We start from the raw sequence: 11,942 nt of genomic DNA, 5'->3' as shown, positions 1-11,942 counted from the left end.
TCGCTCTCATCACTTTTTTTCGCTGAATTTAGCGGGTGGCTGAATGGAGAGGAACGAGAGGAGCGGATGCACCGGGCGGCACGGTCGCCTGTGGGGCCGGACCGGTGAATCCGCCGGTGTTGGCAAGCGTTGAGAGCGCTTGAATGCTTCCGGCGCTGCCGATTTGCAAAACAGATGAATTGGTGACCGAGCCGATCCGCAACTGGTGGATGCAGATGCTTTGGCTGATGTAAACGTGCACCCTCCTTCTCCTCCTTCAAACGTTTCCGACGATATTTTCATCGGCGACATCGGCGTCATTCGTATTGGTATTGCTGTAATAGTTATAGATATGAAGCCCGTCGCCGGTGTTAAACGAACCGGCGCCAGCGAACGTTTTCGTCACGCTTTGCGGGGAAATCGCAAACACATCGCCAATATGGAACACGCCGCTGCTTCCGATGCTGTTCAGTTTGACGACTCCGACAAAAGCCGGCATGTGGGCATGCTCCCTTCCTTGTTTTCTTCGTTGATACTAGTGTATGGGCGCAAGCTGCGAAACGTTCGCTTTAATTGTTGGCGGCATTATTTGAGTCGAACACATCCGGATCGCCGGTGTTTGTAAAGCTGACGAACGTATTCGTCTGCAGGAAGTCCCCGTTGTTGCCGCCGCCTGAGCCGGTATTGGATTTCAACGTGCTCTTTGGTGTGATTTGCAAGACGTCGCCGAAATTCACCGTGCCGTCGCCGCTGACATGGGTGATTTTAATTGGACCGCTGATAAATGAAGGCATGAAGAGCCCCCTCCTTTTTCGTCGTGTCGCTATCGTTATTGTATGAAAACGGAGAAAAAACGGTTCAATGCGGGGTGAGAGTCCAATTGAGGAAAGCAGCTCCCGCGTATGATAAAGAAAGGGAACGGGCAGAAAGGAAGGGGAAAGGGGATGCCAGCAATCGTCATTGGTGGGATCAAAGTGACGAACGTAAGCGGCAATGGCACTGTCAACATGGGCGATGTGCTGCAAATCGCTCCGAAAAGCACCACGAAGTCAAACTCAGGTGCCGGCGGCGGCAATACTGGCGATTTCTTGCAAACGAATACGTTTTGCAGCGTCACGAATACGGTCGATCCGGATGTCTTGGACGCCGGGGTGAAAGGAAATAACTAGCTATTGTCGAGACGACTCCCCTAGCGTTCGTTTTTGGAAAAAAGAAGAAACCAGGTTCTTTTTTGGCGCAATGGAGTGGACTATCCAAGAAAGAGGGCTGACTTCAAAAGTCATTTTACGACTTTTGGGACGGCCCTCTTTTTCTTTATGCCATCTTTGTTATATAATACAATTGTGAATTTTCTAAAACATAAAACAGGGGGATGGGAGAATGAATGCGCCGCTCGTGCTCCATCACTTTTTCGATCGCGCCGTGGCTCTCTATGGGGACAAGACAGCCATGATTTGTTCGGGGCGGACGGTGACGTATCGTGAGCTTGGCGAACGAGTGTCGAGGCTTGCCAACGGGCTGCGGGGGCTTGGCGTTCGCAAAGGCGACCGCGTGGCGTACTTGGCGCCCAACACGCTCGAGATGCTCGAAGGGTTTTACGGCGTGTTTGAAGTGGGAGGGGTGATGGTGCCGCTGAATACGCGGCTGAAACCGGATGATTACGTTTTTATTTTGAATCATAGCGAAACGAAAGTGTTGTTTGTGGATCAGGAGCTGTACGGGCTGATTGCACCGGTCAAAAACAAGCTTGAAACGGTCGAGGAGATCATTGTCCACCATAAAACAGAGGCGGCGATTGATGAAACCGCTTACGAAGAATGGCTCGCCGCCCAGTCGTCAGCGCCGGTTCCGCGCCCGATGATCGATGAGAACGATATATGCAGCTTGCTATATACAAGCGGGACGACAGGCAACCCAAAAGGAGTCATGCTGACGCATCGGAACAACTATTTGCATGCGCTTGTGACGATGCACCATTTGCGTGTGTCCGACCGCGATACGTATTTGCATGTGTTGCCGATGTTCCACGTCAACGGCTGGGGGGCTCCGTTTTATTACACCGCCAACGGAGCAACGCAAATCGGTTTGCGTAAAGTCGATCCGAAAGTCATTTTTGATCTTGTCAAGGAACATCAGGTGACGGTTATGCATATGGCTCCGACTGTGCTCAATATGTTGCTGCAATATTATGAGCAATATCAACCAGATGTCCCGGAAGGCGTGCGGGTCGTCATCGCCGGTTCTGCGCCGCCGCCGGCGTTTGTCGCACGCGTTGAGGAAAAGCTCGGCTGGGAGTTTATCCAGGTGTACGGCATGACCGAATCGTCTCCGCTCAGCACGATTTCGCTCATTCGTCCACAGCTTGACGGACTGCCTGCCGAACAAAAGCAGCGGCTGAAAGCGAAAGCCGGCTATCCGATGATCGGCTGCGAGGTGAAAGTCGTCGACGAGAATGGAGAGGAAGTGCCGAAGAATGGACGGGCGATCGGTGAGGTGATTGTCCGCAGCCATGGCGTCATGAAAGGATATTGGAAAAACGAAGAAGCGACCGCCGCAACGATCCGCGACGGCTGGCTGTATACCGGCGATATGGCGACCGTCGATGAATACGGGCATATTGATATCGTCGACCGGAAAAAGGATATTATTATTAGCGGAGGGGAAAATATTTCGTCGATTGAAGTCGAAGGTGCGCTTTATGAACACCCTGCTGTGCTTGAGGCAGCCGTCATTGCCGCGCCGCACGAAAAATGGGGAGAAACGCCGCATGCGTTTGTCGTCGTCCGCCCAGGGCACAATGTGACAGAGGAAGAGCTGATCGCCTTTTCGCGGGAAAAACTGGCTCATTTCAAAGCCATTACAGGCGTTACGTTTGTCGATGAGCTGCCGAAAACAGCCTCCGGAAAAATTCAGAAAGTACACTTGCGCCGCCAATATTGGGATGCAATTGGAAAATCGGGCCGCTATGTCAACTGATGATACAGGCATGCGCCTTCAGACGGGCAGAGGAGAGCGCGTCGAATGAAATGGATAAGGCGGCGGGCGTGCCGGCAAGGCGGTAAAGCGTCGCCGATTGCGCAGACGGCTAGGCGGTAGAAAGAAGGGAGAAAGCGATGATCAGATCGCCCGAGCGAATCGCCGCGGCCGATGTGCTGCGTGGATTCGCTTTGCTTGGCATTTTGCTTGTCAACATGCGTTATTTTTCCTCGCCGGCGTTATACGACGACGGCGTCAAGGGCAGTGATTTTGACCGAGTTTTCGTTGCCGTCGTGGATGTGTTGTTTGAAGCGAGCGCCTATCCGTTGTTTGCGTTTTTATTCGGGTTCGGGGCGATGACCATGTTCCGCCGGATCAGCAGCCGCGGAAAGCGGCCGATTCCGATTCTGTTGCGCCGCTTCTTTCTTTTGCTTGGGATCGGCATGGCTCATGCGTTTGGCCTTTGGTTTGGCGATATTTTAATCCCCTATGCGGTCGCCGGATTCATCATGTTTTTCTTGTTCGCCGCCCCGCCGCATTGGTGGCGGACGGCGGCTGTCGCTGTCTTTCTTCTTTTTCACGGCCTTATGGTGCTGCTAATGGCCCTCAGCATGTGGACAGGAGGAACGAAACCAGTTGGCGGCCACGAGGCTGAGGCGGCCGCAGCGGTTCGTCATTATCAAAGCGGAACGTTTGGTGATGTGTTTTGGCAACGTTGGCATGACTGGGCCTATGTCAACAGCGATGGCGGGCTGCTGTTTACGGTGTTGACCGTATTGCCCTTTTGTTTCCTCGGCGGCTATGCCTCTTGCAAACGTTGGCTTGAACCCGACCGTCACTCGCCTGCGAAGCTGCGCCGCCTGATGAGGTGGGCGCTATGTTTTGGTTTAGCACTGAAAACAATTCCGTATTGGGCTGCGGCCAACGACTTGACAATGTACATCCAAGACAGCTTCGGAGGCGCCGCTTTGGCGGTGTTCTACGCGGCGGCAGCCGTGTTTATCTGCGGGAAACCAAGTTGGCAGCGCGCTTGGCGGTGGTGGCAAGACGTCGGGAAAATGTCGCTCACCCATTACCTCGCGCAATCGCTCGTTTGCACGTCGCTGTTTTACGGTTATGGGCTTGGGTGGTACGGACGCACAAGCGCATGGCAGGAGATGTTGATTGCGTTTGCCTTGTATGCAACTCAAGTGTGGATAAGCCGCTTTTGGTTTGCGCGTTTTCATTATGGCCCGGTTGAGTGGATGTGGAGGTGGGGGACATACGGAACGCGGCCGCCGTTTCGCCGCCGGCCGGGGCAATAAAAACCCCCGCTTACTGAACGGACGGGGAAGGCGATTCAAAAATCCTCGTTTGCTGCAAATATTGGTTGATCAATTGGTCAAGCTCTTGGCTGCATTCGATCGTCTCTTTGGCCGTGAACCCATACGTGAGCGCCAATTCAATCATTTGTTGTCGTTTTTCTTCAATTTGCAACAGAACCATTTCCTTCACCATCAATCGTTTGAAATGTTGGTTGAGGCATGCCGCGTCGATGCAAGACGTTTGTTGCATGACGAAAGTCGCAATCGACGCCCTAGTGGAAACTAAACATTATTATACATATCACGACGAAAAAAGAAAGCGATTCGGGAAAATAAGTGATAAATTTCCTAATTTAGACAAAATTCTACAAAAACAGGACTTTTTCGCCTCGATGGCGAATATCATCCTCAACGCGCCAAAATGGCGAAGGCGGGTGGAAGAGAAGAGTTCACGAAGCGTCCGCTGCATAACAAAGAAAGGGAGAGAGACACGATGAAACTGATCACCGCACTTTTCGATGGAGAAACGTTTGTCGGAGCCGTGCCGCAAGGAGACGACCGGGCGGTTCATTTGCGCCGCGCCGAACGGACGATGGATGGGACGGAGACGATGCCGACGACTATGCTTGAGGCGATTGCCCAAGGGGAGGCGTTTTTCACCCGAGCACAAGAAGTAGTTGACTGGGCGCTGCGCCACCCGGCACCGGAGTACGTTTATCGCCTCAGTGATGTCCGTCTTTTAGCCCCGATCCCACGGCCGGCGAAAAACATTTTTTGCATCGGCAAAAACTATGTTGATCACGCGCTGGAGCTCGGCGGCGCCGATGTGCCGGAGCATTTGATCGTCTTCACGAAAGCGCCGACAACGGTCATCGGTCATGAGGAAACGATTTTGCGCCATGCCGATGTCACTGATGAAATGGACTATGAAGGGGAGCTGGCGGTGGTCATCGGCAAACAAGGGCGGGCGATCCGCCGCGAAGACGCGCTTGATTACGTATTTGGATACACGATCATCAACGATGTGACAGCAAGAGATTTGCAGGAGCGGCACCAACAATATTTTCTCGGCAAAAGCTTGGATACATGTTGCCCGATGGGGCCATGGATCGTGCCAAGCAAATTTGTGCCAAATCCAAACGATTTGCGCATCGAGACACGGGTCAATGGCGAAGTGCGCCAGCAAGCGAACACGAAACAATTGATTTTTTCCATTGAATCGATCATCGAGACGATCTCAAAAGGCATTACGCTTGAGCCGGGTGACATCATCGCTACAGGAACGCCGGCTGGAGTCGGCAAAGGGATGAACCCGCCGCGCTTTTTGCAGACGGGTGATGTCATTGAGGTGACGGTGGAAGGCATCGGCATGTTGCGCAACAAAGTGGGAGAGTAAACGGCGAAAGTGAGGAAGCCCCCATTGATGTTCGAAAGGCGTCCTCTTGAAAGAAAGGGCGTCTTTCGTTTTCGTGAAGTTTGTCAACCGTCCGCCCGCCGTGCTATGATGGGAAGGAACAAGGAATGGTTGGAGGGATGGATGTTGACGCATGCCCATATTACGAGCTGGCTCATCACGATTGTTTTGTTTTTCCTTGCGGTGTCGATGGAGCGGCAAGGGGCGGGCAAAGCCAAGATCGTGCAAATGGTGTTGCGGCTGTTTTACATTCTCACGATCGCGACGGGGGGGCTTTTGCTGCATAGCATTGCTTCGATATCCGCGCTTTATTGGCTAAAAGCGCTTGCCGGGCTGTGGGTGATCGGAGCGATGGAAATGGTTTTAGCAGCTGTAAAAAAAGGAAAAAGCGCGGCGGCAGGATGGACGCAATGGGTCATTGCCCTTGCGGTGACGCTGTTTCTTGGTTTGCTGCTGCCGCTTGGTTTTGACTTATTCTAAAGCGAAGCGGCAGCCTTCTATTGGTTGCCGCTTTTGTTGAAGATGAAAATATGGTATGGTAAAAGAAATATCATTTTTTGAATTTTCTGACCCGATTGGTCAGCGGAGGGGGGGCATGATCGTTTATGCGTTGGTTCTGCTGCCGCCGCGCCGAGGAGCTGGATCATTTGCTCAGGGAGCATAGTTCTTCCTTGGATGAGCCGTTGTTTGTCCAAATCGCGGGCAATGATGAGGCAGCAGTGCGCCATGCGGCCGCCGTGTTAGCCCGTCGTTGGCCGCACGCCCATATGGTTGGGATGGCAGGGCCGCTGCCAATGGCCGGGGAGGCGAATCTCGCTGTTGGCGTCGCGTCGATGACGTCTTCAACCGTTTCGTCGTTGGCGCTGCCAGCTGATGAGTTTGACCGCCCGGATGGATTGGCGGCGTTGATCGCGGAGGCGGTCGTTCGTCACGATACGACGTTGCTTTTGTTGTTTACGAATCACCGCTCGGCTTTGCCGCCCTTGCTTCGCCATTTGCCGCTTGCAAACGAACGAATGGTTATCATCGGCTGCGCGCTTTCCGAGGGCAGCGTGTTATTTTCGCCCGACGGTCGGCTTGAGCGCGGAGGAATCGCCGTCTCTTTCAGTGGAACAGCGCTTCGCGGCCACTGTGCCGCACCGTTTTTATGGGAGCCGATTGGCTTGGCGTTTTCCATCACGAAAAGCCGCGATCAGCAGATTGACGAGCTAAACGGGCAAAAAGCGTCGAGCTATTTGGAACGGTATTTAGGAAAAGAGTTTATCGAACACCTTCCATTTTCTGGGATGGAATTTCCGTTTCTTATCGAACGGAACGGACGCGATGTCTGCCTGCCGATTGTCGCTGTCAACCAGGATGGCTCGGTTGCCGTAAGGGGCCATGTCCATAACGGAGAAAAGGTGCGATTTGCTTATATTCATGCCGCGTCCCTTTACTGGAGCGCGCGTGATGTGGCGATGCAAACAGCCAAGCAACCAGCAGAAGGAATGCTGCTTTACTACAGTGCGGCGCTGAGTGGGTATACGCGCCCGCTGTTTGACGGTGTGGCTGCGGTGTTTGGACAGGCAGCGCTGTTTCCGGCCGTCGAGGTGTTGGTGAAAGATGCGTATACGGCGGTGCGGCCGGCCGCATTTGCGGCCATTTCGCTGGCGGAAACAGCGGCCTCGGCGGAGAGCGGCCTACTGTCACCGTGGTCATCGCCGCCAGAAGGGATGATGACATTGGCGCAGCTCATGTCAACATCGTCCCGCGACATGGAGCGGCTGCACGTCCGCCTGCAAATGTCGGAGCAACGCTACAAATCGTTGTTTGAGCATAACACGGACATTGTCTATTCCACAGATTTGCACGGCCGTTTGACAAGCGTCAACCCTGCTTTTGAGCAAGTGCTCGGTTACAAGAAAGAAGAGATTTTGTATACGAATTCGCTCAAGTATATTCATCCGAATGATATTCCCCGCGTCACCCGCTATTTTTACCGAGCGCTGCGGGGGAATATCCAAACGTATAACTTGGAAATTCCGACGAAGTCGGGAGAACGGCTTTTGTTTCAAATGAAAAACATTCCCATCATTGTGGATGGCAAAAAGGTCGGCATTTACGGAATCGGACGCAACATTACCGAGCAAAAAAAGGCGGAAGAGAAAATCTCTTATTTAGCATATTACGACATCGATACGAACTTGCCCAACCGGACAAAGTGGATGGAATTGTTTTCCGAACAGCTGGACAAAGCCAAGCAGAAGCGACGAAAGATGGCAGTTGCTTTGATCGATTTGGACCGGTTTAAATGGATTAACGACAGCGTCGGCCATTACGCCGGAGATGACATTTTGCGCCAGCTTGTCGAGCGCATTCGCCGCGTCTTGCCGCCTAGTGCGGAGCTTGGCCGATTTCATGGCGACAAGTTTTGTTTGCTTTTTCCGCTCAAAACAGAGGTCCAGGCGGCGACGGAAGCGGCGCTCCGCATCGTGCGCGAAGTGGCGCGGCCGATTGTGTACGATGGAAAGGAATTTTTCGTTACAGCAAGCGTTGGTCTAGCGATGTTTCCAGATGACGGAGAGGACGAACATGCGCTCCTTAGGCACGCCGATATGGCTGTCAACATGGCTAAAAAAGGCGGCGGCAACCGAGTGGAGCGCTACTGCGCGCAAATGAACGAAGAAGCAATGCACCGATTGGAAATGGGCGGACATTTGCGCAGGGCGATCGAAGAGAATGAATTATTTCTTTGCTACCAACCAATTGTCGACGTACATACGGGTGCGGTGAAGGCGACGGAGGCGCTGATTCGCTGGCGCCACCCGAAGCTTGGGCTTGTGCGGCCGGATGAATTCATCCCTTTGGCGGAAGAGACCGGGTTGATTCATGAGATTGGGCGCTGGGTGCTGAAAACCGCCTGCAGACAGACGAAACAATGGCAGGAAATGACAGGAAATAACCGGCTTTCCATTTTTGTCAACGTCTCCCCTGTCCAGTTTCAACACGAGCGGTTTGTAGACAATGTAAAACAAGCGCTTAAGCAGTCACGTTTGTCTCCGTCCTGTTTGCATCTCGAATTGACCGAACATTCGATGCTCCGTTATCTGTCCAGCACGATGCGGACAATGGACGAGTTGAGGAAGCTTGGCGTCGGCATCGCCGTCGATGATTTCGGCAGCGGATATTCCTCGTTCCATTATTTAAAGCGGTTGCCAGCGACAATATTGAAAATTGACCGTGCCTTTATTGAACAATTGCATGCCAACGCTTCCGATGAGGCCATTGTCAAGGCGATGATTACGATGGGACACGGGTTGGGGCTTGAGACGATCGCCGAAGGGGTGGAAACGCCGGAACAGCTCAACCGGCTTCGCGATTTGCAATGCACGTATGCGCAAGGATACGTGTTTTGTCCGCCGCTTCTCGCTGAAGAAGTGATGCAGTATGTGACGGAAAAGCAAAAGTGATCCCCCGCCCGCGTCGGTTGACAGCTGTCGCCCGTCGGCACTCCGCCTGAAGCAAAACGGCTGCTAGGCTTCGCTTCGGGCGGAAGGATGGCCGTTAAAAAAACATTGACAGCTCGCCGTTGGACTTCGACGACGTGAGGATCAACAGGCGATTCAGCCGATTTGGGCGCAAATGGCTCGCTCACCGCTGTTTAATGTGATTTCAAAACGGTCGCTTGACGCCCGTCCGCGCTCGTAATAATGGTGGATGCTTCCAATTTGTTCGGTGTTGTCATAAATGATGAAATTCACGCCAGACGATTTGGCAAACAATAGGCCGTTGTAGCAATATAAGCAGTCATACAGCGAAAATCCGAGGCTGTTCAGCCATTGAACAAACTGGAAAAAGGTTGAATCAGGAAGCGCGGCGAGCCATTGTTGATAGGCATAAGTCAGCCGTTTGCGGAAACGGATGCGATCGCCGTTTTCGAGGGGAAAGACGCCAAGATCCGTGGCGACCGCGCCCTGATCCTGCCATTGCCCGGACAGCCAATGTCCGCAGTGAAACCATTCGATGCCTTGCTCGGCAATTTCTTCTACTAAAGAGGCTTCCTCTTCTTCTTCGTCGAAGAAGATCCATTCATCGTTGACGAACTCCACTGTTCCATACACATACGCCCGCGGCTGTTCCACAATGCATTGCAGCCGTTCCTCGATGTTCAATATCTCTCATCCTCCTTGTACTCCTCTATTTTTCCATTTTTTTGCTGATTTATTCATGCGGCGACCGACGTCGGACAATTCATCGAAATGACGGGGGGTGCATAAAATGGAATCATGCCGACGTGGAGAACCATCGTGAATCAAAGGAGCGATCGCTGGAAACGATCGTGAAAAAAGAACGGACGAAATGATGGAAACGGGTGAGAACTTGCCATCTTTGATAAAAAGAAAGGATTGGTTTGTATGTGTGGCATTACTGGCTGGGTCCATTTCGGGCGCAATTTGCGCCGCGAGCGGACGGTCATTGACAGCATGACAGAGACGCTCGCCAAACGTGGACCGGATGATACAAATACGTGGCTGGACACTCATGTCGCCTTCGGCCATAAACGGCTTGTCGTCGTGGATCCGGCTGGCGGCAAACAACCGATGGTCCGGCAAAAAAACGGACATCGTTATACGATCGTCTATAACGGCGAGCTGTATAATACGGAAGACATTCGCAAGGAACTGTTGCGCCAAGGCTATCGATTTGATGGTCATTCCGATACAGAAGTGTTGCTTGCCGCATATATGGAATGGAAGGAGAAATGCGTCGATTGGCTCAACGGCATTTTTGCCTTCGCCGTTTGGGATGGGGAGCGCGAGCTGTTATTTATGGCGCGCGACCGTCTCGGAGTAAAACCTTTGTTTTATCGAGAAGATGGCGGGGGGCTGCTGTTCGGCTCGGAAGTGAAAGCCATTTTGGCCCATCCCGATGTAAAGGCAGAAGTCAATTATGAAGGACTCGCCGAAGTGTTCGGCCTCGGACCGTCGCGCACACCGGGGCACGGTGTGTTTGACGGCATTCGAGAGCTGCGCCCGGCACATGCGCTCACGTTCTCTCGCAGCGGGCTTCGCATTTGGCGGTATTGGAATGTCGAAAGCGACGTCCACCGCGATTCGTTCGAGGAAACGGTCGAAAAGCTGCGCTTTCTATTGACGGATGCGGTCACGCGCCAACTCGTTTCCGATGTGCCGGTCTGCACATTTCTATCCGGTGGAGTCGATTCAAGCGCCATTACAGGGATTGCCGCCAATGCTTTCGCGGCAGATGGAAAAGGGCCGCTGCACACCTACTCGATCGATTATGAAGGAAACGACCAGTATTTCAAAGCCAACGATTTTCAACCAAACACGGATGCGCCATTTATCGAACAGGTGTCAAACAAATTTCAAACGGTTCATCATCGCTGCGTGATCACGCAAGAAGAACTGTTCCGCCATTTGCATGAAGCCGTCATCGTCCGCGACGTTCCAGGCATGGCCGATGTCGATTCTTCGCTTCTTTGGTTTTGCAAACAAATTCGCAAACGGTTTGTCGTCAGCTTATCAGGGGAGTGCGCCGATGAAATTTTCGGCGGCTATCCATGGTTTCATCGGCCGGACGATTTGTCTCGGAAAGGATTTCCGTGGATGCGTTCGGTCGACGCGCGCATGGGTCTATTAAAAGATGAGTGGCGGCAAAAGCTTCGCCTTGACGACTATGTGCAAATGCGTTATGAACAAACGCTTGCTGAAGTGCCGCGTCTCGAGGGGGAAAGCGCCGAGGAGGCGAAGCGGCGTGAGCTGTTTTACTTAAATATGATTTGGTTTATGACGACACTGCTTGACCGGAAAGACCGGATGAGCATGGGAGCAAGCTTGGAAGTGCGCGTGCCGTTCGCTGACCATCGCATTGTCGAATACGTTTGGAACATTCCGTGGGATATGAAAATGTACGGCGGCCGAGAAAAAGGCCTTTTGCGAAAAGCGCTCGAGGGCTTGCTTCCCGAAGAGGTGCTCTACCGGAAAAAAAGCCCGTACCCGAAAACGCATCATCCATTGTATACGAAGCTGGTGAAGCAATGGCTTGAACAGCTGCTTCGCGACCGTTCTTCGATTTTACACGAGTTTTTTGACGAGGAAAAGTTGACGGCGCTCGTTGAATCGGAAGGGAAGTCATTCGAGGTGCCTTGGTTTGGACAGCTGATGACCGGTCCGCAACTGCTTGCCTACCTTGGCCAAGTGCACGTTTGGTTTGACCATTACGGCATTCATATTAAAGAATAAGAGCTGCGCTGATGCGCAGCTCTTATT

12 protein-coding genes are annotated in these 11,942 nt (G+C 52.7%); 7 read left to right on the top strand and 5 right to left on the bottom strand.

Translation table 11 applies throughout. The features are described 5' to 3' along the window. Positions 1 to 28: 28 nt before the first annotated feature. From ACVX3G_RS16800 to ACVX3G_RS16790, 3 genes are all read right to left on the bottom strand, one after another. Positions 29 to 241, bottom strand: a complete 213-nt coding sequence (locus ACVX3G_RS16800; protein WP_013146201.1) for a spore germination protein GerPB — start codon at positions 239 to 241, stop codon at positions 29 to 31. Positions 242 to 256: 15 nt separating this feature from the next. After that, complete coding sequence (locus tag ACVX3G_RS16795; protein ID WP_014195027.1) at positions 257 to 478, bottom strand: spore germination protein; 222 nt, start codon at positions 476 to 478, stop codon at positions 257 to 259. Positions 479 to 548: 70 nt separating this feature from the next. After that, positions 549 to 773, bottom strand: coding sequence for a spore germination protein (locus ACVX3G_RS16790; RefSeq protein ID WP_011230194.1), 225 nt, complete (start codon positions 771 to 773; stop codon positions 549 to 551). A gap of 150 nt (positions 774 to 923) precedes the next feature. Between ACVX3G_RS16790 and ACVX3G_RS16785 the strand changes: the two genes are divergently transcribed. From ACVX3G_RS16785 to ACVX3G_RS16775, 3 genes are all read left to right on the top strand, one after another. Further along, positions 924 to 1,148, top strand: a complete 225-nt coding sequence (locus ACVX3G_RS16785) for a spore germination protein (protein ID WP_011230195.1) — start codon at positions 924 to 926, stop codon at positions 1,146 to 1,148. A gap of 211 nt (positions 1,149 to 1,359) precedes the next feature. Further along, entirely contained in the window at positions 1,360 to 2,955 is a 1,596-nt protein-coding gene (locus tag ACVX3G_RS16780) for a fatty acid--CoA ligase (RefSeq protein WP_033845547.1), read from the top strand. A 137-nt stretch (positions 2,956 to 3,092) separates the two neighbouring features. Further along, on the top strand, positions 3,093 to 4,259 hold the full coding sequence (locus ACVX3G_RS16775) for a DUF418 domain-containing protein (protein ID WP_033845545.1): 1,167 nt from the start codon (positions 3,093 to 3,095) through the stop codon (positions 4,257 to 4,259). A 10-nt stretch (positions 4,260 to 4,269) separates the two neighbouring features. On the opposite strand, the gene ACVX3G_RS16770 is transcribed toward ACVX3G_RS16775, so the two are convergent. Then, positions 4,270 to 4,452: an aspartyl-phosphate phosphatase Spo0E family protein gene (locus ACVX3G_RS16770; protein WP_013523088.1), complete on the bottom strand. Its 183-nt coding sequence runs from the start codon at positions 4,450 to 4,452 to the stop codon at positions 4,270 to 4,272. Between the two features lie 300 nt (positions 4,453 to 4,752). Here ACVX3G_RS16770 and ACVX3G_RS16765 point away from each other — a divergent pair, with 300 nt between their 5' ends. The 3 genes from ACVX3G_RS16765 to ACVX3G_RS16755 all read left to right on the top strand — a co-directional run bounded on the left by ACVX3G_RS16765 (position 4,753) and on the right by ACVX3G_RS16755 (position 9,122). Then, entirely contained in the window at positions 4,753 to 5,655 is a 903-nt protein-coding gene (locus ACVX3G_RS16765) for a fumarylacetoacetate hydrolase family protein (protein WP_033845542.1), read from the top strand. A 144-nt stretch (positions 5,656 to 5,799) separates the two neighbouring features. Beyond that, complete coding sequence (locus ACVX3G_RS16760) at positions 5,800 to 6,153, top strand: YisL family protein (protein WP_033008946.1); 354 nt, start codon at positions 5,800 to 5,802, stop codon at positions 6,151 to 6,153. A 125-nt stretch (positions 6,154 to 6,278) separates the two neighbouring features. Beyond that, positions 6,279 to 9,122, top strand: coding sequence for an EAL domain-containing protein (locus ACVX3G_RS16755; RefSeq protein ID WP_033845541.1), 2,844 nt, complete (start codon positions 6,279 to 6,281; stop codon positions 9,120 to 9,122). A 153-nt stretch (positions 9,123 to 9,275) separates the two neighbouring features. On the opposite strand, the gene ACVX3G_RS16750 is transcribed toward ACVX3G_RS16755, so the two are convergent. Beyond that, positions 9,276 to 9,824 carry a DUF2777 domain-containing protein gene (locus ACVX3G_RS16750; protein ID WP_011230202.1) on the bottom strand — a complete coding sequence of 183 codons (549 nt, stop codon included), beginning with the start codon at positions 9,822 to 9,824 and terminating at the stop codon, positions 9,276 to 9,278. Positions 9,825 to 10,067: 243 nt separating this feature from the next. On the opposite strand from ACVX3G_RS16750, the gene asnB reads away from it, so the two are divergent. Continuing rightward, positions 10,068 to 11,915 (top strand): asparagine synthase (glutamine-hydrolyzing), encoded by a 1,848-nt coding sequence (gene asnB / locus ACVX3G_RS16745; RefSeq protein WP_033845539.1) that lies wholly within the window; start codon positions 10,068 to 10,070, stop codon positions 11,913 to 11,915. Positions 11,916 to 11,942 lie beyond the last annotated feature (27 nt).

The sequence above is a fragment of the Geobacillus sp. PLS 41 genome, from assembly GCF_056494105.1.
This window is presented reverse-complemented; position numbering and strand designations above follow the sequence as displayed.